This window comes from Microbacterium sp. SORGH_AS_0454, from assembly GCF_031453395.1.
In the GTDB taxonomy this organism is placed as follows: domain Bacteria; phylum Actinomycetota; class Actinomycetes; order Actinomycetales; family Microbacteriaceae; genus Microbacterium.
Genome location: NZ_JAVIYS010000001.1, coordinates 1570639 through 1594139 on the forward strand (window position 1 = coordinate 1570639; position 23501 = coordinate 1594139).

Sequence of the window (23501 nt, forward strand, 5' to 3'; positions counted from 1 at the left end):
GGAGAGAAATGTCCACATTGCGCACGGGGGTCTCGCCCCTGTCCCGACTCGATCGCTTCCCCCGGTGGGGATTGAGCGCGATCTCCGTCCTCACCATCGGCCTGGGCATGCTCTTCGTCCAGTACGACGTCTTCAACATCAACGTCTCGTTCGTGCAGACGTGCGCCCAGATCATCGGCGGCTGCACCCCGGCCACCGCCGACCAGTTCATCGGCCTGCCCATCTTCCTCAGCCTCGTCGGCTACGGCATCGGGGCCCTCATCCTGGGGCCGATGTCCGACCGCTTCGGACGCCACCGCCTGCTCATCATCGCCATGGTGATCACGGGTCTCGGGTCTCTGTTCTCGACCTTCGCGGGGGATGCCACCAGCTTCAGCCTCTCGCGCCTGATCACCGGCATCGGAATCGGTGCCGACCTCGCGATCATCAACGTGTACGTCAGTGAGATCGCCCCGCGGCGCATGCGCGGTCGCTACACGAGCGTGCTGTTCTTCATGGCGGCTCTGGGGGCCGCGCTCGGCATCTGGCTGGGTCTGTTCCTCACCACGCCCCTGACGCCGTGGCCGCAGGGTCTGCCCTTCGCCCTGGCATCCGACACCTTCACCGCCGGCTGGCGCTGGGTCTACGCGGTCGGCGCGATCCTGGCGGCGTTCTCGATCGTCCTGCGCATCGCGCTGCCCGAGTCGCCCCGCTGGCTGGCAAGCCGCGGACGCGACGACGAGGCCGCCGTCGTCGTCGAGCGCATGGAGAAGCTCGCCACCCGCCGGCACGCGCTCCTGCCCGCCTCGGAGGGTGACAGCGACACGACCGAGGTCACCGTCGGCGGGACGTTCTCGGCCGTGCGCGAGCTGCTGACCTCGCGCGTCTACCTGCGGCGTCTGCTCGTCATCGGCATGGCGTGGCTGCTGGGCTACATCACCCTCTACGCTTTCGCCGGGGCCTTCACCTCGGTGCTCGTGCGGCAGGGATACGCCCCGGCGGAGGCCGGCATCGTCAGCGCCGTGGGCCTGACCGGCTTCATCCTGGCGGCAGTCGTCGCCCGCTCGGTGGTCGACCGTGTCGAGCGCAAGTGGTGGATGCTCATCGGCGGTGTCATCACCGTCGTCGGCGCGCTGGTCGTGGTGGGCGGCGGCGGGGCGACCGCGGCGACCTTCCTCGGCGCCATCGTGGTGTTCTTCGGCCAGAACATCTGGGTTCCGGCCCAGTACGCCCTCACGGCCGAGAGCTTCCCGACGCGTTTCCGGACGACCGCCTACGCCCTGGCCGACAGCATCGGTCACGTCGGCGGCGGGCTCGGTGTCTTCCTGCTCGTGGGCATCTTCTCGCAGTTCCCGCTGCTCGGGTCGCTGCTGGGGCTCATCGCCTTCCTCATCGTCGGCGCGCTGGTCAACCTCCTCGCTCCCCGCACCCGCAACCGCTCGCTGGAGGAGATCTCCGCATGATGTCGACGCGAACGGCGATGTCCGACGACCACGGCATCTGGACGCAGCGGGCCGACGAGGAGTCCCTCGCATCGCTCGAGAGCTCGGACGCGTTCCCCCTCGCCGTCAAGGCCAACATCGCCGTTCGCGGACTGCGTCGCTCGGCCGGATGCCGCGTCCTCGACGTGGTGGCGGAGGATGCCGACGCCCCCGTGGTGGCGGCTCTCCGCCACCACGGGGCGGTCGTGATGGGCATGGCGAACATGCACGAGCTCGCCCTCGGGGTGACCTCGGACAACGCCGCCTACGGCCCGGCGCGGGTCCCGTCGGCCCCGCACCTCTCGGCCGGCGGCTCGTCGGGTGGGAGTGCCGCCGCCGTCACCGCGGGGCTCGTGCCGCTGGCGCTCGGTACCGACACCGGCGGGTCGGTCTCGATCCCGGCGAGCAACTGCGGCGTCGTGGGATTCCGCCCCAGCACGGGGCGGTGGCCCACGGCGGGGATCGTGGGCCTGTCGTGGACCCGCGACACCCCGGGGGTCTTCGCCGCGACCGTCGCGGAGGCGGCGCGCGTCGACTCCTGGGTCACGAGCAGCACGGCGGCAACCCCGCTCGAGCGCCCGCGCCTCGGCATCCCGACCGCGTTCCTCGACGACCTCGACGCGCGGACGGAGCAGGCGTTCCACCGCACGCTCGACGCGTGGGGACCGGGCGTCGACGTCGTGGAGGTCGACATCTCCGACGTGCTCGAGCGCACCCGCCCCGCCGAACCGCTCGTCGTCGGCTGGGAGGCTCCTCGGGAGCTCGCGTCGGCGGCCGCTCGGGCTCTGCATCTGACGCCTGACGAGGCGTTCGCGGCACTGCGGGCGGGGGTCGAGACGGCCGATGTCGCGGCGTTCCTCGATGCGATCGCCGCGCGTCCGGTGACGGCCGACGAGTACGCGCGGGCACTATCGCTGGTGCTCGACGCGCGCCGACTCGCGGCGGACCTGATGGACCGCGACGCTGTCGACGCCCTGGTCTTCCCCACCACACCGGCACCGGCCCCGCCGTCCGGCGGCGGCGAGAGCACCCGGCACCGCGACCGCGAGATCTCGGTCTTCGAGCTCTACACCCGGCACACCGGACCCGGAACGATCCTCGGTGCGCCGATGGTCACCATCCCGGCCCTCGCCGACGACGTTCCCGTCGGCGTCACCGTGCAGGGCCGACGTTTCGACGACGCGCGCATCCTGGCCCTCGGCGTGCAGCTGCAGAGCGTCCTCCTCGAGGTGGCGCCGTCGCGCCGAACGGTCGGCGCCGGACGATGAGAGCCGCCCGCGCGGGAACGAACCGCGCGCGCGGCTCTCACTCGCTGCGCGCGCCGACCCGCGCCACGCGCGGCGCTCGGGATCGCCTCGAGCACAGAGAGCGCGCGCTGCCGCAGGCGTGGGTCGCGGGATGCGATTCGCCACGTTCTCTCCACCCGAGGGGCCGGCGGCACCGGGCCCGCGGGTCACCCGTAGTCGGGCAGCGCGAACGTGTCGGCGGGAGGGCGGAACAGGCCCGTGGTCAGCCGACGTCCGGCGCGCGATGAGGCCGCTCGCAGCACCCCGTGAAAGAGAGCCCGTCCGGCGCGAGAGCGGGGATTTGCGAGTCGCGGTGTGCCTGGTGGCAGATCCTGTGCACGCTCGACGAACGGACGGAGGATGTCCTCGTAGCGCTGAAGGGCCGTCTCGACATCGGTGCTGCGACCGAGCTCGCCGGCCAAGACGTAGGCACCCACCAGCGAGAGGGTCGTGCCCATGCCGCTCAGGGGAGACGCGCAATGGGCGGCGTCGCCGACGAGCGCGACGCTGCCACGGTGCCACGTGTCGAGGTGCACCTGGCCGACCCTATCGAGATAGAACTCCTCGGCGTGAGCCATCTCGCGCAACACGCGAGACGCTTGCCACCCGGCATCCGCGAATCGCCTGCGCAGCGCGTCTCGCGAACGACCGGAGTCGTCGTCGCCTGTGTCGGCCCGCTCGTCGCCGCGGGTCGGGTAGGACAGCGTGGCGCGGATCGTTCCCAGGTTGTCGGGGCGCAGGGTAATAGTCCGTCCGCCCGTGGCGGTGTACCACCGCCACCAGTCGGTGTCGTCGGGCTCGCGTGGGATGGTCAGGTAGGCCGTCGACATGTTCTTCGAGACGATCGGATCGATGCCGGGGAAGACCAGTCGGCGTGTGCGAGAGCGCAAACCCTCGGCGATCACGACGAGGTCGAACTGCTCGTCGGTTCCGTCGTCGAACGTGACGTGTGCGCCGGCACCGTGATCGTCGATCGAACGGATCGTGGTGCCGAAGCGGTACTCGACGCGCTCGTCGGTGAGGTCGAACAACACCCGTGACAACTCGCCGCGGAGAATCTCGAGCTCGGCCGTCGCCCCGCCGGTGTCGTCACGCCCGGCGGGGAAGCTCGCCACCGTCTGCCCGCGGGCCCCGATGAATCGCGTTCCTGCCTCACTCGTGTTCCGGGCTCGGATCGCCTCTTCGACTCCCATGCGGCGCACCACCTCGCGACCGGCGCCGCGGATGTCGATGTTCTGTCCGCCCGCGCGCAGTTCGGGCGCGCGCTCGATGACGGTGACGTCCCACGCCGCGCGCTCCATCCAGAAGGCCAGTGCCGGCCCCGCGATGCTCGCGCCGCTGATGAGGACGCGTCGGCGCGCCGTCATCGCGCCACCTCCGTCGTGACTGTCGCCGCGGTCGACGGCTCGCCAGCCTGCCGCTCGACGCCGCGCGCTGCCTCGACGCCCGCCGGGCGCGAGGGGATCAGGAAGGTGGCGATGACGCCGACCACCAAGAACCCGGCGGCGAGGAAGGCGCCGAAGGCCACGGCATCCGTCATCGCCTGACGTGCCAGGTCGGCGACGTTCTCGAGGCCCGGCACCTGACCGATCGGTTCGATCGCCGCGCCGGCGCTGTCGGTCACGGCATCGGCGAAGTCTTTCGCGTCGGAAGGGGCATACCCGCTGTCCTCGAGCCTGTTCTGCAGTCCCCCGCCCAAGGTCGAGAAGAAGACGGTCGTGAGCGCCGCGATCCCGAGCGCCGAGCCGAGCTGGCGGAACGTGCTCTGGATGCCCGAGCTCTGACCGCCCTCCTCGGCGGGCACGTCGGCGAGGACGACGTTGGTGACCTGCGCGGTGGCGAAGCCGACGCCCACGCCGTAGAAGAAGAGGACGATCGCGATGAGCAGCCACGATGCGTCGGTGACAGTCGCGACGAGACCGAGGCCGGCGAGGCCGAGCACCTCGAGCACCAATCCGAGTCGCACGAACGCCAGCGCGCTGACGCGGTTCGAGAGCGGGAAGCTGATGCCGCTGGCGACGAAGCTGCCGATCGCGATCGGGACGAGGGCGAGGCCCGCCTGTAGCGGCGAGTAGCCGAGCGTGAACTGCAGCCAGAGGGGCAGCACGGCGATGATGCCGAACTCGCCGAGCCCGATGATCAGGGTGGCGACGTTGCCGTTGCGGAAGGACGCGATCGAGAACAGGCGCGTGTCCATGAGCGGCTGGTGGCGGCTGCCCGGGCGGCTGAGCCGTGCCTGCCTCCACACGAACACGGCGAGAAGGAGCGCCGAGGCGACGAGTGCGACGAAGGCGGGCGACAGCCCGGAGTCCCAGCGCAAGCCGAACACCTCGAATGCGTTCTCGCTCATGGTCCAGCCGTAGACACGACCCTCGACGAGCCCGAACGCGAGCAGTCCGAGACCGCTGACCGAGAGAGCGGCGCTGATGGCGTCGACGCCGCCACGCGAGCGGGCGGGCTGGAGGAGGAACAGCACGCCGATGACGACGATCACGATCGTCAGCGGAATGTTGATACCGAAAGCCCAGCGCCACGACGCGTGCTCGGAGAGCCACCCGCCCAGGACGGGACCGAGCGCGGTGGCGGCGCCGATCGTCGAGCCCCAGACGGCGAACGCCTTGCCGCGCGCGGCGCCGACGAACATCGCGTTGAGAAGGGCGAGCGAGGTGGGCAGCACGGCGGCGGCGCCGACGCCCTGCAGGAAACGGGCGAGGACGAGGATCTCGCCGGTGGGGGCGAGACCGGCGAGCAAGCTCGTGAGACCGAAGACGACGACGCCGGCGAGGAACACCGTCTTCGCCCCCCACAGGTCGGAGATGCGTCCGACGACGAGCAGCAGCGCGGCGAAGACGATCGCGTACGACTCCTGGATCCACTGCGCCTGGCTCGAGTCGATGCCCAGGTCGTCGATCACCGAGGGGGTGATGACGTTGACGATCGTCGTGTCCACGACGATCAGGGCGACCCCCAGAGCCACGGCTATCAGGCTGATCCAGCGGCGCGCACTCTCGGATCGCGGCATGGTGTCTCTCCTCAAATAGTTCTACCGTCAAATGTTTCTTCGGGAGAATAACTTGATGAAGTGATAACCTGCAAGTCCGGTCGCAGGAGGTTAGGACGGGAGGGCTTCATGGGTGAGGACGACGCCGCTCGTGCTTCGGACCCGGTTTCGCCCTCGGTCACGGACGCACTCCGCGCCTACGGCGCGACGTATGCGCAGGTCGCGCGGGCCTTCGCCGCCTACGCCGGATTGCACTCCACGGACGCTGCGGCGATGATCGAGATCCTCGGGGCCGAAGAGCGTGGCACGCCGCTGTCGCCGGCGAGACTGAGCGACCAGATCGGACTCAGCTTCGGCGCCACCTCGACCCTTCTGAACCGGCTCGAAGCGGTCGGCCACGTGACCCGCAGCCGCACGCAGGCGGATCGGCGGATCGTAACCCTGCATTCGACACCTGAGGTCCAGCGGCTTGCCGACGAGTTCTTCGCGCCTCTGGGGCGGCGCCTCGACGCGATGCTCGCCGCCCACTCGCCGGCGTTCCTCGCCGAGTTCTCGGCGGTGCTGATGGCGATGAGGGATGCCACAGACGACTACATTTCTCAGGGCCCCGGGAGCGAGAACGCGTCCGCCGGAGACACGGGTGAGCCCGTGGAAGATCGCGGCGGGGCAGAGCGCTAAAGGGACGTCGTCGACGTTCTGGCCGCGTCGCCATCCCTCGGGAGTTGTGACCGCAGGCCGGGGCACGGGCCCCGGCTTGCAGCGATCAGCCGTTCGAGGACGCCCCGAAGGCGGTGGTGTAGAGCTGTCGCAGCGCGTCCGTTGCGGGGCCGCTGTCGCAGGGTGAGATGAAGTCGTCCGTTGCGGCGACGAGGTACGTCTGGCCGGCGGTGAACAGCACGCCGGTGTCTTCCTGTACCTGTTCGACGGTCAACGTCGTGCCGGGAGTGCCGGCGAACACCTCGGTGACGGTGAGGGTGACGTTCTCGCCGGTGACGGCTGTGGCGGTGGCTTCGTAGGCGGTGTCGAATTCTTGCAGGCTCGCCACGGTCGGTGCCTGGCACGCGGCGGGGGTCTCGTCGGGGCCGGGGCCGGGGGCTTGGATGGCGGGGGTGGCGACGAGGCCGGCGATCAGGGCAGCCGCCCCGGCTGTCGCGGCGGCTCCGAGGGAGACCCCGGCGAACAGACGCCGCCGGTGGCGGGGGGCGGTCGCGGTGTTGCCGGCGAGGTCGTCGCGCTCCGCGGCGGCCACGATGCGCCGGATCCGGGCGTCGTCCAGGCTCGGGTCGCCCGTGGTCGGGTCCGCCTGGCGCATCAGTGCCCTCAGGTCATCGTCGTTCATCGCTCTCCCCCTTTCGTGGTGGTGCCGGCTGGTCGGCGTGGTGCTTCCATCTCTTGTCGCAGTTTCTTCTTGGCTCGATGCAGGCGAATGGTGGCCGCGTTGGTCGTGATGTTCAGGACCGTCGCGATCTCGGGCGGTCCGAGTTCTTCCCACGCCCACAGGCGCAGGACCTCGGCGTCGGTGGCCGACAGGCGGGCCAGGGCCGCGCGCAGGCAGTCGGCACGCGGATCCTCATCCGGGCCGGGGTCCACGGTGTCGGTGGGCGGGTCGACGGTGATGATCCGCTCCGCCACCCGCCACTGCCGCCGTGCGGAACGCTCGGCGTTTCGCAGGCAGTTGCGCGCGGTGACGTACAGCCACGGCAGGGGTTCTTCGGGCACATCGTCGAACCGTCTCCAGACGATCAGCATCGTCTCGGAGAAAACATCGTCCGCGGTCTGCGGATCGATTCGTCGACGAAGGAAGCGGAGGACCGCATCGCCGTGCGTTCGTACGAGCGATTCGTACGCTCGGGAGCGTTCCATCGGAAGTGTGTGCACGAAATCATCATGTCCGGGCTCGGGCGATGCTTTCACCTCGAATCGTCGAAAAAAATGTTCGGCGACATGAAAGGTCCGGCGCGATGGTGGCCATGGACAGATTGACGCTGCGCCGACCGCCCGCTCACCGGAACGGGCCGCAGCTGAGAGAGAAGGCCCCTCGCCATGAACATCAAGACCCTGACCGCACTGACCGCCGCCACCGCTGTGATCTTCATCGGCGGCCTGGGGTTCATCGGCGGCACCGCTGTGGCCGCGCTTCAGGACGCCATCGCCCCACACGACAACACCTACATCGATACCGTCCCCGCCCCCGCCGACGACGCGATCGATGCCCCCTCCGCCCCGCTGATCCTCACCCCGAACCAGTTGGCCGCGGGGCCCGTGACGCTGCAGCCGGGTCAGACCCTCCTCGTCGTCTCCGACGCGCCCCGGGGCGGGACCTTCACGGGCACGGGCGGATCCGGCGACGACGGCATCGTCCAGTTCGAAGCGGCCGACGACACCGACGACGCCTCCTTCTTCGCCCACAAGCCCGGCACGACCACAGCCTGGGTCTCGGGACCCGACGGCCACCGCGTGAGCTTCGACATCACCGTCGCAACCTCCTGAGCGTGGGGTCCACACTCGTCGCGGTGACCACTGACCGTCGGCGGTCCCTTCCTCTCGCCACTCTCACCCTCGCTGCCATCGTCGTCGCGGTCAGCGTGGTCTCCATGAACGCGGGCGCCTTCCGAGGCGCGAGCGTCTATGACCTCCGCGCGATCGTGCTGACCCTTGCCCGGGTGGACGATCCCGCGACGCTTCCGGTCGTCGTGATCGCCGTCGTGCTCGTGTGCGGATGGGCCGAACGCCTCATGGGAGGCGCGCGCATGCTGTTCGCCTACGCCTGCGGGGGCGTGGTCACGTCGGCGGCGGGTCTGGCCATCGGGGGGTGGGAGACGGACGTCTTCCCCGCCATCCCGCTCGGCGAGTCACCGGCCACGGGGGCGACCCCCGTCCCCGCGCTCCTGGGTGTGGCGATGGCCGCGAGCTGCTTCACGGGTGCCCTGTGGCGTCGCCGCGTCCGGGGGGCGTGTCTGGTGTCGGCGGTGACGGTGTTCCTCTACGCGGCGTCGGCGAGCGACCTGTTCTCGCTGCTCGCTCTTCCCGTGGGGCTCGGCGCAGGGGTGCTCCTGGGGGGCCGGAGAGCCGGAATGCGAGGGCAGCGCAGCTCGCATCACGAGGTCCGGGTCCTGCTGTGCGCCTTGACGGCGATCACCGCGGTGGGGCCGATCGTCGCCACCCTCTGGGGCAGCGGCGCCGGACTGCTGTCCGTCTACGGATGGCTGTCGTACGATCCGCTGGTCGTCGCCGATGCGGTGACGTGTGCGGCGGGCTCGACGATCGTCCCCTGTCCCGACGCGGCGAGCTACCACGCGGTTCAGCCGAGCGCCGGGTGGATCGCCGCCCTTCCGCTCGTCGTCCTCCTAGTCGCCGCGTGGGGCATTCTCCGCGGTCGGTTGGCCGCTCTGGGCGTGGCCATCACGGTCAACCTGCTCGTGTTCGCGGGGATGACCGCTCTCTTCGTCGTCTCGGAACCGGACATGCTCGCTCTGCTCGCCCAGGTCCGGGGTACCGACGCGTCGGGGGCGTGGCAGTCCCTGGTGGGCCTCCTCGCGGCAGCACTGGTCCCCCTCGGTGTGGCCGTGACGCTCTTCGTGTGCCGCCGTGCGGTGTCGGTCCCGCCGACGACGAGCGCCGTCGGCACTTTCTTCGCGACGATCTCGATCGGGGCCGCAACGGTGTCGGTGCTGTCGTTCGCGGGCGGACTGCTCGCAGCGGCGGACTTCTCGCCACGGCCGACGGTGGGCGAGCTGCTAAGCGACGTCCCCCTGCGGCTGCTGCCGCCCTCGCTCCTGCCCGGCGGATGGGTGCACGCCGTCCCCACGACCGCCGTGTCGCAGGCCCTCTGGTATCTGCCGTCCGCCGTCTTCTGGACGGTGTGCGTGGTGGCGACCGCACGGTTGGTGTTCAGCCGGTCCTCCGTGCAGGGCGCGGAGGACCGCGTGCGGGCACGGGAGATGCTACAGCGCGGCTGCGGTTCCCTGGGGTTCATGGCCACCTGGCCCGGCAATACGTACTGGTTCGCCGGGGAAGCGGATGCCGGCTTCGCCTACCGTCTGCACGGGGGTGTGGCGGTGACGTTGGGTGGCGCTTTCGGCGCCGATCGATGTCGCGAAGAGATCGGGGCGGCGTTCGTGGAGTTCTGCGGCGACAACGGATGGATCCCGGTCTTCTACAGCGTCGACGATGCCGCGGCCACGGCGCTCGACGCACTGCAGTGGCGGCGGACACGGGTGGCCGACGAGGCCGTCCTCGACCCGCGAACGTGGACTCCCGAGGGAAAGAAGCGGCAAGACGTCCGCACGGCCACCAACCGCGCGCGCCGGGAGGGCGTCCGGGCGCAGTGGGTGTCGTGGAGTGCGCTCACGCTCGTCGACCGTGTGCAGATCCGCGAGATCTCCGAGGCCTGGGTCGCCGACAAGTCGATCCCCGAGATGGGCTTCACCCTCGGCACCGTCGATGAGGCGGCCGACCCGGCGGCGCGGTTGATGCTCGCCCGCGATGCATCGGAACGGATCGTCGCGGTCACGACATGGATTCCCGTCTTCGGCGAAGAGGGGCTGACGGGCTACGCCCTGGATGTCATGCGCCGACGCCACGACGCCATGAACGGGATCACGGAGTTCCTCATCGGGGCGGTGGTCGAGCAGTTGCGGGCGGACGGCTGCACGCTGCTGAGCCTGTCGGGGTCGCCGCTGGCTCCCCACCGCGGCGGCGACACCGGAGATCTCTCGGCCGTCGACCGGTTCCTGGAAACGCTGAGCGGCGCGCTCGAGCCCGCATACGGCTTCCGCTCGCTGGCGCACTTCAAGAACAAGTTCCAGCCGCAGTTCTGCCCCCTGTGGGTCGTCTACCCCGATGCCATCCATCTCCCGGCGATCGCCATCGCCCTCCTCCGCTGCTACGTCCCTGGGCTGAGCCTCGCCGGCGCGGCACGTCTGGCGGTGCGCATGCGGACGTCGCGTCGGTCGTCGACCTCGACGGTGTGACGTGCCATGGAACATCTCCGAGAAAAGTTCCGTCCGAGGTGAAAGGCCTCGGGGGGTGCCGGCCATGAAGGGGTACAGGCCGCGATGATCGCTCGTTCACCCGGAACGGGCTGCGGCGTCGACTGAAAGGTGCAGCTCATGCGCATTCGTACCCTCTCCGCTGTGACCGCCTCGATCCTCGCCGTGGGTCTGATGACCGGCGGAGCCGCTGCGTTCGCTGCCCCGCAGAGCGACACGTTCGTCGACGGCGTGCCCGCCCCGGCCGGCGATGCGGATGAGACCCCCGACGCCGACGGAGTCGTCCTCGGCGGCATGCCCGCCCCGCTGATGCTCACCCCGGCCGACCTCGCTAAGGGCCCGGTGACCCTGCAGGTCGGGCAGACGCTGGTCGTCGTCCTCGATGCCGACAACGGTGGCGCCTTCACCGGCACCGGCGGCTCCGACGACGACACCGTGGCGCACTTCGACGCCGCCGTCCTCAGCCCCGACGACGACGAGGTGTCACTGAACGCGGCATTCTCCGCCGGAAAGGCCGGCACCACGAAGGGCTGGATCGCCGGCGCCGACGGCCAGCGCACCACCTTCGACATCACCGTCGCCGCGGCCTGAGCGATCGGGAGCAGGTCGGGTGCCGGCGGAGCGATCCGCCGGCACCCGACCGCGTTCGTCGGTGTGCCGGCTTCGCTCCCGCGCGCGCCGTGGTGCCGCGCAGAGCGCCTCTCACTCGGTGCGCGTCTCGGCGCGCGTGGTGACGCGCGCCACGTGCAGTGCCAGGTAGAGCACCTCGTCCTCGGTGAGGCGCGCCCCGCCCATCTCGAGCAGGTAGCGGACGCGCTGCGCGCAGGCGTACGCGGCGGGATGCGAGGCGCGGATGCCGCTGAGCAGCTCGGCGGAAGGATCGTCGAACAGGGCGTCGGCGTCCAGACGCACGAAGAGGTAGCGCAGGTGCGTGACGAAGCGCGCGACGTTCATCGACTCGGCATCCAGGGTCACCCCCATCGACTGCGACACCACCTCCAGCACCCGGCCGATGCGCTCGGTCATGTGGATGGTGGGGGCCATGCCCTCCGACGCGAACGCGGCGTTGACGAAGTGCAGCGCGAACGAGATCGCTTCGTCGGCTGGGAGCACGACGCCCAGGCGCGCGGCGGCGAGATCCACCGCCTCGCGCCCGACCGCCACCTCGCGGGGGTACAGCTGCGACACCTCCCAGCGCAGGGGGTAGTCCATCTCGATGCCCTGGCGCACCCGATCGATGGCGAATGCCAGGTGATCGGCGAGGGGGAGGATGAGCGCCTGTGACACGCGGATCCCCAACCGGTCGTGGGCGCGCTCGGCGACGAGGGCGGCGCACCGCACGACGTCGAGGGGGATGTCCGACAGGTAGGCGGCGATCCGCTCGACCGGATGCCGGGAGTCGGGCCGGAAGACCTGATCGATGACGGTGGCGTCGTCGAGGCGCTCCCCGCGCTTCCTCCCATGGGCGATGCCCTTGCCGAGGACGACGATCTCGACGTCGTCGTCGCCGCGCACGATGGCGGCGTTGTTGTTCAGAACCCGGATGATCTCCATTGCATCTTCCTTGGATGCCGCGGCGAGCCGCGGGGCGGGTGACGCGATGGGGGTGGGGTCGGTGGGACCCCACCCCCATTGTCATGCTTCGGCGGTGGTTGCCGGCTCGAGCGCGCGACCGCGCGTGGCGATGACGTCGGCGTACCAGTACGACGACTTCTTCCGCGTGCGCGCGAGCGTTCGCAGGTCGTCGTCGCCGCGGTCGACGTAGATGAAGCCGTAGCGCTTCGCGGCGCCTTGGTGGGTGGAGACGAGGTCGATCGCCGACCAGGGGCAGTACCCCAACACCTCGACGCCGTCCGCGATCGCCAGACGCATCTGCTCGAGGTGCCGCTGCAGGTAGTCGATGCGGTAGTCGTCCTGGATCGAGCCGTCCTCCTCGGGGGTGTCGAACGCGCCGAGGCCGTTCTCCGTCACCAGCAGGGGCAGGCGGTAGCGATCCCAGAGGGCGCGGAAGGTCGTCCGGAAGCCGACCGGGTCGATCTCCCACCCGAACGCGTTGGTCGGCAGGTTCGGGTTCTGCGTGGCGCGGTACAGCCCCACCTCGCCGCGGACCATCTGCTGATCCCCGGGGCGAGCGGCAAGGTCCGCCGACGTGCCCGTGGATGCCGCGACGGTCTGGGTCGCGTAGTAGTTGAACGCCACGAAGTCAGGGCGAGCGGATGCCAGATCCTCCAGGTCGCCCGGCTCGATCGTCGGCTGCCACCCGCGCTCGACCAGGTACGCCCAGGCGAGCGAGTTGTACCGGCCGTGCACGGCGAGATCGGTGTAGAGCCAGTTGCGCACCGCGTTCCAGTCGTCGGCGGCGACGACGTCGTCCGGCTTGCTGGAGGCCGGGTAGACGTAGGCGATGTTGGGGGCCGGTCCGATCTTCGCCTCGGGCAGCATCCGGTGGCACAGCGCCATCGCCCGGGACTGGGCGAGGAACATGTGGTGGTTCTGCTGGTACAGATCGCGCTTCGCGTCGGCGGCGTCGCCCGTGCTCACCCCGAGGGCGGTGCCGTGCAGGATCATCATGTTCTGCTCGTTGATCGTGAGCCACCAGCGCACCTTGTCGCCGTACTCGCGGTAGAGCACCTCTGCGTAGCGCACGAACGCGTCGGCGGTCGCCCGGTTCGACCACCCGCCCTTCTCCGCGAGCGCCTGCGGAAGGTCGAAGTGGTACATCGTCACGATCGGCTCGATGCCCCGGGCCAGCAGCTCGTCGATCACCGCGTGGTAGTGCGCGACGCCGAGCGGGTTGATCTCGCCGTCGCCGTCGGGGATGATCCGCGTCCAGGCGATCGAGAAGCGGTACGCCCGGAAGCCGATCTCGGCCATGAGCGCGATGTCCTCGGCGTAGCGGTGGTAATGGTCGCTCGCGACGGCGTAGGCCGTACGGTCGGCCCGGCCGACGTTGTTCGCGTCGATGACCGAGGGGCCCTTGCCGTCCTCGTCGATGGCCCCTTCCACCTGGTAGGCCGAGGTCGATCCGCCCCAGAAGAAGTCGGCGGGGAAGTCGGGGAGTTCGCGGTACTGCATCAGTTCTCCTTGGTCGCGACGAGGGCGGGAGCGCCCGCGGCGGCGGCGCCCAGACCGGGCACCTCGAAAGCGCCGAAGTCGGTGCTGTTGATCACGACGACGGGCGTGATGGCATCCAGTCCCGCCGCGCGGATCGCCGCGAGATCGACGTCGACCAGGGGTGCCCCGGCCGCCACGGTGTCGCCGACCGCGACGCGCGGGGTGAACGGAGCGCCGTCAAGGCTCACCGTGTCGATGCCGATGTGCACGAGCAGCTCGGCGCCGTCGGCCGTCTTGATGCCGTACGCGTGGCCCTGCGCCACGACGATCTCGCCGGCCGCGGGCGAGACGAAGGTGCCGTCGGCGGGTCGCACGGCGAAGCCCTGCCCCATCGCGCCCGAGGCGAACGCCTTGTCGGGCACCTCCGCGAGGGCGACGATCTCGCCGCGCGCGGGGGAGAGGACGGTGAGCGACGCGTCGGCGGGCGACGCACCAGCGGGTGCCGCCTCGGCGGGGGCGCGTTCGGCCGCGGCGGCGGCGCGGTCCTTCGCCAGGTCGGCGCGGCTGAACCCGAAGAAGTAGGTGCCGATGGCCGACAGCACGAAGGCCACGATCGTGCCGACGATGAGCCAGAGGAAGTTCGTCGGGTCGCCCGAGGGATCGATGCCGATCGGCAGGGTCAGCAGTCCGGGTGCCCCGGTCGAGAACACCTTGACGCCGCCCGCGCCCACGATCGCGCCGCCGATGGCACCCGAGATGCCGGCGACGAGGAACGCGCGCTTGCGGGGAAGGGTGATGCCGTAGATCGCCGGCTCGGTCACGCCGAACACGGCGGCGAGCGTCGCCGAGAAGCCGAGGGCCTTGGTCTTCTTCTCGCGCAGGCGCAGCGTCACGCCGAGGGCGGCACCGGCCTGGGCGAGCACGGCCGGGAAGGCGGCGGACTTCATGTAGTCGAAGCCGGTGTTGGCGATGTTGTTGATGAACAGCGGCACGATGCCCCAGTGCACGCCGAAGATCACGAGCACCTGCCACAGGCCACCCATCAGGATGCCGAGCACGATCGGCGAGAACTGGTAGGCACCGGTCATGAGGTCGGCCATGAGGGCGCTGACCCAGGTGCCGGCGGGGCCGATGGTGAGAAGGGTCACGGGGACGACGATCACGAGGCTGATGAGCGGCGTGATGAAGCTGCGCACCGCCTCGTGGATGAAGCGGTTGGCGAGGCGCTCGACGTACGACAGCAGCCAGACGGCCAGGATGATGGGCACGACCGACGAGGTGTAGGTCTGCAGCAGCACCGGGATGCCGAGGAAGTCGACCGGGTTGCCGGCGCGCAGGTACTCCAGCATGGTCATCGGCACGCGCTCGCCGTCGACGACCCAGGTGACGTTGACGAGGTTCGTGTAGATGAGGGCGCCCGCGACGGCCATCGCGGTGAAGACGTTCGCGCCGAACTTGCGGGCCGTGGTGACGGCGAGCAGCATCGGCAGGAACGCGAAGAACGCGTCGGCGGTGGCGAACAGCACCTGGTACGTCGTCGACGTCGCGGGCAGCACGCCCGCGGTCGAGAGGATGATGAGCAGGCCCTTGAGGATGCCCGTCGCCGCCAGCACGCCGAGGATCGGCGCGAAGATCGCCGAGACGACGTCGATCACCCGCGAGAGGATGCCGACTTTCTGCCCGCCCCCGTCCGCGGCGGGGGTGCGGTCCCCCTCGGTGAGCGAGGCGGGAAGGCCCGCGTACACCTTGGAGACGTTGTTGCCCACGACGACCTGGAACTGCCCGCCGTTCTCGACGACGGTGATCACGCCCGGGAGGGCGGTGACGGCATCCTTGTCGGCGCGGGCGCGGTCGCGCAGGGTGAAGCGCAGGCGGGTCGCGCAGTGCACGACTCCCGCGACGTTGTCTTCGCCGCCCACGGCGGAGAGGACGTCGCCCGCCAGGGTCGAGTAGTTGACGGTGGCCATGACCGTACTCCTTGTCGTTCGTCATCGAACTCGCGGAAAAAAGGCAACAAAAAAGGCCCGAACTCTGACCAACGGTGTTGGTCGAAGCTCAGGCCTTGCCTCGCTCGAAACGAGTTACATACCAGTGCTCGCATCACGAAGATGCTGCGGCGAGATTACACCGCACAGGTCGACCGTGTCCACTGCCGAACTCGCCGGGAGCCAGCTGTGGCACGACACGCTCGTGCCGCCGTGCGTCACGCCGGCGTGCGCACCGCCGCGAAACGGTTGCGGCGTCGCAGCGCGAAGCCCAGCTTCTCGTACGCCGAGATCGCGTTGACGTTCGCCGCCGCCGCGTGCAGCAGAGCCCGGTCACCGCGCTGCTGGATGTGGAAGGCGACGTCGAGCACGAGGCGTGAGGCCAGGCCCTGGCGTCGGTGGTCGGCATCCACCGCGACGGCGCTGATCTCGGTCCAGCCGGTCGGGTGCAGGCGCTCGCCGGCCATGGCGACGAGTCGACCCTGTCGACGGATGCCGATGTACCGGCCGAGCTCGTAGGTGCGAGGCCGGAACGGGCCGGGCTGATTGCGCTCGACGATCGCGATCATGTCGGCCGCGTCATCGGCATCCAGTTCGATCGCCTCGTCGTCAGGTCGCGTCTGCAGCGCCGGAGTCTCGACGAGCTGCACGCCCTCGCCCCCGCCGACGTACTCCCATCCCGCCGGGATCTCGCCGTCGTAACCCGACAGGCCGACCTCGGCGCCGGGCCCGACGAGGTCGCGAAGGGCGTCCCACACCCCGGGGTCGTCCCATGTGCGCACCGCGACGAACGGGGCGACGTCCGCCGGGTACCGCCGCACGAGGTCGCCACCGATCGCGAACGACGCGTGTGGTCCGGCGAGTGAGTGCCAGGCGGCGTTGTCGAGGACGGTGGCGTCGGCGTGCGGGATGTCGAGGGTCGCGGGGGAGGTCACCGGGCCACTCTGCGCCGGTTCGCGCGCGCGAGCAAACGTTCCGGCCTCCAGACGCCGCTTTGTGACGGCGCATGAAGGCGGACGTCGGTCGATGACGATCCACGACATCGCGTTTCAGGCCGCTCGCATCCGGTCGCGTGCCGGTCGCATCCTCGGTGGACGGCATCGCGCCGATCCCCTCCCGAACGACGAAAGGACCCCGCATGAGCGCCCTCTCCCCGGCCCGCGGCGTGCTCGCGAGGTACGTCGCCACCCGCCTCGCCCAAGCGCTGCTCGTGCTGTGGGCGGCGTACACGCTGTCGTTCCTCGTGCTGTACGCCCTGCCGAGCGACCCCGTGGCACTGCTCGCCGGAGGAGATGCGACCGACATCTCGCCGGAGCAGCTCGATGCACTCCGCCAGCGCTACGGCCTCGACCAGCCGCTGTGGGTGCAGTACCTGCTGCACCTGCGCGGCATCCTGTCGGGCGATCTCGGTGCCTCGATCTCGACCGGGCGTCCGGTGGTCGAGGTCATCGGCGAGGCCATCCCCCCGACGGCGCAGCTCGCGGGCCTGGCGCTCATCGTCGCCGTGCTGCTCGGCGCCGGAATCGCGATCGCGGCGACGCTCACGCGCTCGCGCCGTCTGTCGACGTTCCTGCTCGCCCTCCCGCCGTTGGGCGTGGCCGTGCCCTCGTTCTGGCTCGGGTTGGTGCTGATCCAGTGGTTCTCGTTCCAGATCCCGCTCTTCCCCGCGATGGGCGACAAGGGATTCACCGCGCTCGTGCTGCCCGCGATCACCCTCGCCGTCCCCACGAGCGCGGCCATCGCCCAGTTGCTCTCGAAGAGCCTGACGACCACGCTCGGCGAGCCGTACATCGACACCGCCTGGGCCAAGGGCGCGGGCCGTGTGCGTGTGCACCTGCGTCACGCGCTGCGCAACGCCGCCCTGCCCGCCCTCACCGTGACGGGCCTCGTCGTGGGCCAACTGCTCTCGGGCACGGTGGTGACCGAGACGGTGTTCTCCCGTCCCGGCATCGGGCGCGTGACCGCCCTCGCGGTGCAGCAGCAGGATGTGCCGGTCGTACAGGGCATCGTGCTGTTCGCCGCCGCCGTCTTCGTCCTGACCACCCTCGCGGTCGACCTGCTCTACCCGCTGCTGGACCCCCGCATCGTGCTGAGCAGCGCGTCACCGCGGCGGGTGCGGCGTCGCCCCGCGGATGCCACGGCCCCCGCGCCCCTCGAGACGGCGGTCCTGTGATGTCCGAGACCGTCGCCCTCGTCCCCGACCGTCGGGAGCAGTCCTCCGACGCGTTCGCCGCCACCGCGGTCGACCGCTTCGACGACGCCGTCGTCGCCCGCGGCTCCGGGTCCACGGCATCCCCGAATCGTCGAATCCCCGCCGCGTTGCGCCGACCCCTGGTCGCCGCGTCGATCCTGTGGCTGGCGGTCGTCGTGATCGCGGCCCTGTGGCCGGCGCTGCTCGCCCCCGGCGACCCGCTCGGCGGCACCCCCGCCGACAATCTGCAGGCGCCGTCGCTAGCGCACCTGTTCGGCACCGACCAGCTCGGACGCGATCTCTACACGCGCGTCGTGCACGGCACGGCCCTCACCGTGTCGGCGGCGGCCATCGCCGTCGCCGTGGGCGTGGTCGTCGGCTCGCTGATCGGGCTCGTCAGCGGCTTCGTCGGTGGGCGGACGGATGCCGTGCTCATGCGCGTCGCCGACGTGCTGCTCGCGATTCCCGGCCTCCTGCTCTCGCTCGCGATCATCACGGCGCTCGGGTTCGGCACCGTCAACGTCGCGATCGCGGTGGGCATCGCGAGCGTGGCCTCGGTGGCGCGCGTGCTGCGATCCGAGGTGTTGCGCGTGCGCACGGCGCCGTACGTCGAAGCCGCCCGCGCCTCGGGCAACGGCTGGATCGCGGTGCTGCTGCGCCACGTGCTGCCCAACTCCATCGCACCCGTCGTCGTGCTGGCGGTGCTGGAGTTCGGCACGGCGATCCTCGCCGTCTCGGCCTTGAGCTTCCTCGGCTACGGCGCACCGCCCCCAGCGCCGGAGTGGGGCGCGCTCGTCTCGGGCGGTCGCGACTACCTCCGCACCGCCTGGTGGCTGACGGCGCTGCCCGGTCTCGTCATCGCCGTCACGGTGCTGGCCGCAAATCGCCTCTCGCGGGGCCTCGACAGCGAAGGGCGGGCACGCCGATGAGCCTCCTCGACATCGACGGCCTCGCCGTCGCCTACCGCACACCCCGCGGCGACATCCAGGCGGTGCGCGAGGTCAGCCTGTCCATCGCCGCGGGTGAGACGGTCGCGATCGTGGGAGAGTCCGGCTCGGGCAAGTCCACGACCGTGCACGCGATCGTCCGGCTGCTGCCCGCCGCGGCGCGGGTCAGCGCGGGAGCGGCGCACTTCGAGGGTCGCGATCTCGTCGCGGTATCCGACCGCGAACTCCGAGCCGTACGCGGTCGCCGGATCGGCTTCGTCCCGCAAGACCCGACGGTCAGCCTCAATCCGGTCGTGCGCATCGGCGATCAGGTCGCCGAGGTTCTGCGCGTGCACGGCCTCGCCGACCGGCGCACGGCGGCGGTCCGCGCGGTCGAGGCCCTCGAGCGCGCCGGGCTTCCCGACGCCGCCGTCCGGGCTCGCCAGTACCCCCATGAGCTGTCGGGCGGGATGCGTCAGCGCGTGCTCATCGCGATCGCCCTCGTCGGCGACCCCGCGCTCCTCATCGCCGACGAGCCCACGAGTGCCCTCGACGTCACGGTGCAACGGCAGATCCTCGACCATCTCGACGCCCTCAAGCGCGAGCGCGGGTCGAGCCTGCTGCTCATCACGCACGACCTCGGCGTCGCCGCCGATCGCGCCGACCGCATCGTCGTCATGACCGACGGCCGCATCGTCGAGCAGGGCACACCGGCCGAGGTGCTCGACTCTCCCCGGCATCCGTACACGCGCCGGCTGATCGCGGCAGCTCCCAGCCTGAACGTCGACAGGGCGCGGGATGCCGTTGCCCCGGGCACCGGTCCCGCGCTCCGCGGGGGCCTGGTGACGGATGCCGAGACCCCGCCCTCCACCGAGGACCGGGTCCCGGGGTCCACCTCGTCCCGCGCGACGGCGGCACCGTCGCGGTCGACGGAGACGGCATCCCCCGTGCTCGAGGTCGACGACCTGGTCAAGGAGTTCGTGCTCCCCGACGGTCGCGCGGTGCAGCGCGCGGTCGACGGCGTGAGCTTCCGCCTCGACCGGGGCCGCACACTGGCCCTCGTCGGCGAGTCGGGGTCGGGCAAGACGACGACCGCGCGGCTGGCGCTGCGCCTGACCGAGCCGACCGCCGGGCGCGTGCGCATCGACGGCGTCGACGTCACCGGTCTCACCGGCCGACCGCTGCGCGACCTCCGCCGTCGCGTCCAGCTCGTGCAGCAGAACCCGTACGCGGCGCTGAACCCGCGGTGGAGCATCGAGACGATCGTCACCGACCCGCTCCGGGCCTTCGGCGTCGGCTCCCGCGCCGAGCGACGGGCCCGTGCCGCCGAGCTGCTCGACCTCGTCGCGCTCCCGGCCGCGGCCCTGCGGCGGCGGCCCGCCGATCTGTCGGGCGGGCAGCGGCAGCGCGTCGCGATCGCCCGCGCCCTCGCGATCGACCCCGATCTGCTCGTGCTCGACGAGCCCGTCTCAGCGCTCGACGTGTCGATCCAGCACCAGATCCTCACCCTGCTCGCCGACATCCAGCGCGAGAGGGGCCTCAGCTACCTCTTCATCTCGCACGACCTCGCGGTGGTGCGGCAGATCGCCCACACCGTCGGCGTGATGCGCCGGGGCCGGCTCGTCGAGCTCGGCGACGCCGACCGCGTCTTCGACACCCCGTCGAGCGAGTACACCCGCGCGCTGCTGGATGCCATCCCCGGCCGTGCCCTCTCCTCACCCGAACCCGTCCTGACCCTGTCCCTGCAAGGAGCACCATGACCACCCGACGCAGCACTCTCGCGGCGGCCCTCGCCGTGACCGCCGCTCTCGCCCTGAGCGCGTGCGCGAACACCGCCGCCGCCCCCGGTGCCGACACGGCATCCGCCACCCCGGTCCAGGGCGGCGATCTCACCTTCGCGGTCGCGAACGACCCCATCTCGCTGAACCCCTCGAGCACCGGCTCGGGCAACGACACCCTGTACGTCACCCGGCAGCTCGTCGACTCGCTGCTGTACCAGAACCCCGAGACGGGCGCCCTCGATCCGTGGCTCGCGACCGCGCACACCTCGAACGCCGACGCGACGGAGTTCACCTTCTCGCTGCGCGACGACGTCACCTTCTCGGACGGCACGCCCTTCACGGCGGCCAACGTCAAGGCGACGTTCGACGACATCGTCGCCGCGGGCGCGCTGAGCCAGGCCGTCAGCAGCTTCGTCGGCTACGCCGGAACCGACGTGGTCGACGACCACACCGCGCTCGTGCGCTTCTCAAGCCCCAACGCGGCGTTCCCCAACTCCACCGCGTCGGTGGCCCTCGGCATCGTCGGCGACGCCACCCTCGCCGTCCCGTACGACCAGCGCGCCGACGGCAAGGCGGTCGTCGGGACCGGCCCCTTCACGCTGAAGACCTACACGAAGGACACCTCGACGGTGCTGACGGCGCGTGAGGACTACGCCTGGGCCCCCGCGGCCCTCGGCAACGACGGCCGCGCGCGGCTGGACTCCGTGACGTTCCAGATCGTCCCCGAGGCGAGCGTGCGCACCGGCAGCCTGACCTCCGACCAGGTCGACGTCGCCGGCAGCGTGCAGCCGAACGACGTCGCCTCCCTCGAACAGGCCGGCTACCCGCTGGTGTGGCGCGGCAACCCGGGCATCTCGTTCGGGCTGTCGTTCAACCTGTCGCACCCGATCGTCGCCGACCTCGCCGTGCGCCAGGCCATCGCCGCAGCCGTCGATGCCGAGACCGTGCGCGACACCGCGTTGAACGACTTCTTCGCCGTCGCCACGAGTGCGCTCGCCGCGACCACCCCGGGCTATGCCGACGAGAGCGCGTCGTTCGGGTACGACCCCGACCGCGCCGCCGAGCTGCTCGACGCCGCCGGCTGGACGTCCGGGGCCGACGGCATCCGCGAGAAGGACGGTCAGAAGCTGCAGCTGAAGCTCTGGTGGATCACCAACTTCGGCCCCAACCAGACCTCGCTCGAGCTCATCCAGCAGCAGCTCAAGGCCGTGGGCGTCGACATCCAGCTGCAGAGCGGACCGGTGCCGGACTTCCTCGAGGCGCAGAAGAACGGTGACTTCGACCTGGTGTGGGGAAACCTCTCCCGTGCCGACGGCGACGTGCTGCGCACCACCTTCTCGAAGGCCACGACGCGCTACCGCATCGACGACCCGACGCTGGAGGCCCTGCTGCAGAAGCAGTTGACGATCAGCGACCCCGCCGCCCGCGACGAGGTGCTCGCCGAGGCGCAGGCGCGCATCGCGAGCCAGGTGTACCAGATCCCGGTGCACGAGCTCACCTCGATCCTCGGCACCCGCGACGCGGTGCACGGTGTGAGCCTCGGCGCGGACTCGCGTCTGGACTCGCTCGTGGCCGCGTGGAAGACCGACTGACCGCGACACCGACCCACGAAGGAGCATTCCATGAGCACCCCGCACCCCTTGAACCTCGGCGTCGCCCTCGACGGTGCCGGGTGGCATCCCGCCGCCTGGCGCGAGCCGTCGTCACGCCCCGCCGACCTGTTCACCGCCGCGTACTGGATCGACCTCGTCCGCACCGCGGAGCGGGCCGGCCTCGACTACGTCTCGATCGAGGACTCGCTCGCCCTGCAGTCCGAACGATTCCTCACGGGTGACGAACGCACCGACGAGGTGCGCGGGCGCCTCGACGCGGTGCTGATCGCCTCGCGCGTGGCCCCCGCGGTCTCGCGCATCGGTCTCATCCCGGTCGCGACGGTGACACACACCGAGCCGTTCCACGTGTCGAAGGCGATCGCCACGCTCGACTACGTCAGCGAGGGGCGCGCGGGCGTGCAGGTGAAGGTCTCGGTGCGCGCCGACGAGGCCGCGCACGTGGGCCGTCGGCCGCACCCGGGCGACGTGGCTCTCGACGACCCCGCCTTCCGCGCGTTCGTCGACGAGGCCTTCGACGAAGCCGCCGACGTCGTCGAGGTCGTACGCCGGCTCTGGGACAGCTGGGAGGACGACGCCGAGATCCGCGACGCCGCCACCGACCGGTTCCTGGATGCCGACAAGGTGCACCGCATCGACTTCGAGGGCCGCTTCTTCTCGGTGCGGGGGCCGTCGATCACCCCGCGCCCGCCGCAGGGGCAGCCGGTCGTCGCCGCCCTCGCGCACGCCGAGGGACCGTACCGCCTCGCCGCGCGATCCGCCGACGTGGTGTTCGTCACGCCGGCCGATGCCGCACACTCCCGCTCGATCGTCGACGCGGTGCGGGATGCCGAGCGCGCCGTCGAGCGCCAGGGCGAACCGCTCCGCATCGTCGCCGACCTCCTCGTCTTCCTCGACGCCCCCGGCGGGGAGAGCGGAGCCGACCGCCTGGCGCGGCTCGACGCGCTCGGCCGGCCGCTCGTCTCGGATGCGCGGATCGTCGCCGGCTTGGCATCCACCGTCGCCGACGTCATCGACGACCTCGTCGCCGCCGGTTACGCCGGGGTGCGCCTGCGACCGGGCGTCGCGACCGACGACCTGCCCCGCATCGCCGACGACCTCGTGCCCGAGCTGCGCCACCGCGGTCTCGTGCAGTCCGCACCGCGCACCACCCTCCGCGGCCGCCTCGGCCTGCCCGAGGGTCTCCCCAGCCGCTACGCCACCCCGGCCGCCTGAG

Annotated in this window: 19 protein-coding genes; 11 read left to right on the forward strand and 8 right to left on the reverse strand. The window is 70.9% G+C overall.

All coding sequences use genetic code 11. From position 1 onward, the window contains the following. The first annotated feature begins 8 nt into the window (after positions 1-8). Positions 9-1442 (forward strand): MFS transporter, encoded by a 1434-nt coding sequence (locus QE454_RS07280; protein ID WP_307314466.1) that lies wholly within the window; start codon positions 9-11, stop codon positions 1440-1442. After that, positions 1439-2728 (forward strand): amidase family protein, encoded by a 1290-nt coding sequence (locus QE454_RS07285; protein WP_307456514.1) that lies wholly within the window; start codon positions 1439-1441, stop codon positions 2726-2728. The genes QE454_RS07280 and QE454_RS07285 overlap by 4 nt, the downstream gene beginning before the upstream one ends. Before the next feature lie 185 nt (positions 2729-2913). Here the strand turns inward: QE454_RS07285 and QE454_RS07290 are convergent, their stop codons facing one another. Together QE454_RS07290 and QE454_RS07295 are read right to left on the reverse strand one after the other, a co-directional pair. Beyond that, positions 2914-4113 (reverse strand): FAD-dependent monooxygenase, encoded by a 1200-nt coding sequence (locus QE454_RS07290; RefSeq protein WP_307456511.1) that lies wholly within the window; start codon positions 4111-4113, stop codon positions 2914-2916. Then, positions 4110-5768, reverse strand: a complete 1659-nt coding sequence (locus QE454_RS07295) for an MFS transporter (protein ID WP_307456509.1) — start codon at positions 5766-5768, stop codon at positions 4110-4112. Before QE454_RS07295 ends, QE454_RS07290 begins: the two co-directional genes overlap by 4 nt. Before the next feature lie 108 nt (positions 5769-5876). Here QE454_RS07295 and QE454_RS07300 point away from each other — a divergent pair, with 108 nt between their 5' ends. Beyond that, positions 5877-6425 carry a MarR family winged helix-turn-helix transcriptional regulator gene (locus tag QE454_RS07300; protein WP_210072602.1) on the forward strand — a complete coding sequence of 183 codons (549 nt, stop codon included), beginning with the start codon at positions 5877-5879 and terminating at the stop codon, positions 6423-6425. An 85-nt stretch (positions 6426-6510) separates the two neighbouring features. Here the strand turns inward: QE454_RS07300 and QE454_RS07305 are convergent, their stop codons facing one another. Further along, positions 6511-7086 carry a hypothetical protein gene (locus tag QE454_RS07305; protein WP_210072601.1) on the reverse strand — a complete coding sequence of 192 codons (576 nt, stop codon included), beginning with the start codon at positions 7084-7086 and terminating at the stop codon, positions 6511-6513. Next, a complete protein-coding gene (locus QE454_RS07310; RefSeq protein WP_307456505.1) occupies positions 7083-7610 on the reverse strand; it encodes an RNA polymerase sigma factor in 528 nt (175 codons plus the stop codon). Before QE454_RS07310 ends, QE454_RS07305 begins: the two co-directional genes overlap by 4 nt. Before the next feature lie 180 nt (positions 7611-7790). On the opposite strand from QE454_RS07310, the gene QE454_RS07315 reads away from it, so the two are divergent. The 3 genes from QE454_RS07315 to QE454_RS07325 all read left to right on the forward strand — a co-directional run bounded on the left by QE454_RS07315 (position 7791) and on the right by QE454_RS07325 (position 11329). Continuing rightward, positions 7791-8237 (forward strand): hypothetical protein, encoded by a 447-nt coding sequence (locus tag QE454_RS07315; protein ID WP_210072599.1) that lies wholly within the window; start codon positions 7791-7793, stop codon positions 8235-8237. Between the two features lie 23 nt (positions 8238-8260). Then, positions 8261-10720, forward strand: a complete 2460-nt coding sequence (locus QE454_RS07320) for a bifunctional lysylphosphatidylglycerol flippase/synthetase MprF (RefSeq protein ID WP_307456503.1) — start codon at positions 8261-8263, stop codon at positions 10718-10720. Between the two features lie 138 nt (positions 10721-10858). Continuing rightward, positions 10859-11329 (forward strand): hypothetical protein, encoded by a 471-nt coding sequence (locus tag QE454_RS07325; protein ID WP_210072597.1) that lies wholly within the window; start codon positions 10859-10861, stop codon positions 11327-11329. Between the two features lie 111 nt (positions 11330-11440). Here QE454_RS07325 and QE454_RS07330 read toward each other — a convergent pair whose 3' ends face one another. The 4 genes from QE454_RS07330 to QE454_RS07345 all read right to left on the reverse strand — a co-directional run bounded on the left by QE454_RS07330 (position 11441) and on the right by QE454_RS07345 (position 16712). Further along, the gene (locus QE454_RS07330; RefSeq protein WP_307456501.1) at positions 11441-12292 is read right to left on the reverse strand and encodes a PRD domain-containing protein; all 852 of its coding nucleotides are present in this window, start codon (positions 12290-12292) and stop codon (positions 11441-11443) included. Positions 12293-12373: 81 nt separating this feature from the next. Continuing rightward, the gene (locus tag QE454_RS07335; protein ID WP_210072595.1) at positions 12374-13813 is read right to left on the reverse strand and encodes a glycoside hydrolase family 1 protein; all 1440 of its coding nucleotides are present in this window, start codon (positions 13811-13813) and stop codon (positions 12374-12376) included. After that, positions 13813-15759, reverse strand: a complete 1947-nt coding sequence (locus QE454_RS07340; protein ID WP_210072594.1) for a beta-glucoside-specific PTS transporter subunit IIABC — start codon at positions 15757-15759, stop codon at positions 13813-13815. Before QE454_RS07340 ends, QE454_RS07335 begins: the two co-directional genes overlap by 1 nt. Before the next feature lie 236 nt (positions 15760-15995). Next, positions 15996-16712 (reverse strand): GNAT family N-acetyltransferase, encoded by a 717-nt coding sequence (locus QE454_RS07345; protein WP_210072593.1) that lies wholly within the window; start codon positions 16710-16712, stop codon positions 15996-15998. 203 nt (positions 16713-16915) lie between these two features. Between QE454_RS07345 and QE454_RS07350 the strand changes: the two genes are divergently transcribed. From QE454_RS07350 to QE454_RS07370, 5 genes are read left to right on the forward strand one after another with little or no spacing between them, the layout of a single operon-like run. Then, positions 16916-17950 carry an ABC transporter permease gene (locus tag QE454_RS07350; protein WP_210072592.1) on the forward strand — a complete coding sequence of 345 codons (1035 nt, stop codon included), beginning with the start codon at positions 16916-16918 and terminating at the stop codon, positions 17948-17950. Then, a complete protein-coding gene (locus QE454_RS07355; protein WP_307456493.1) occupies positions 17950-18897 on the forward strand; it encodes an ABC transporter permease in 948 nt (315 codons plus the stop codon). Before QE454_RS07350 ends, QE454_RS07355 begins: the two co-directional genes overlap by 1 nt. Beyond that, positions 18894-20654 carry an ABC transporter ATP-binding protein gene (locus QE454_RS07360; protein ID WP_210072590.1) on the forward strand — a complete coding sequence of 587 codons (1761 nt, stop codon included), beginning with the start codon at positions 18894-18896 and terminating at the stop codon, positions 20652-20654. Before QE454_RS07355 ends, QE454_RS07360 begins: the two co-directional genes overlap by 4 nt. After that, positions 20651-22267: an ABC transporter substrate-binding protein gene (locus QE454_RS07365; protein ID WP_210072589.1), complete on the forward strand. Its 1617-nt coding sequence runs from the start codon at positions 20651-20653 to the stop codon at positions 22265-22267. Before QE454_RS07360 ends, QE454_RS07365 begins: the two co-directional genes overlap by 4 nt. Positions 22268-22297: 30 nt before the next feature. Further along, entirely contained in the window at positions 22298-23500 is a 1203-nt protein-coding gene (locus QE454_RS07370) for an LLM class flavin-dependent oxidoreductase (RefSeq protein ID WP_210072588.1), read from the forward strand. The last annotated feature ends 1 nt before the right edge of the window (position 23501 follow it).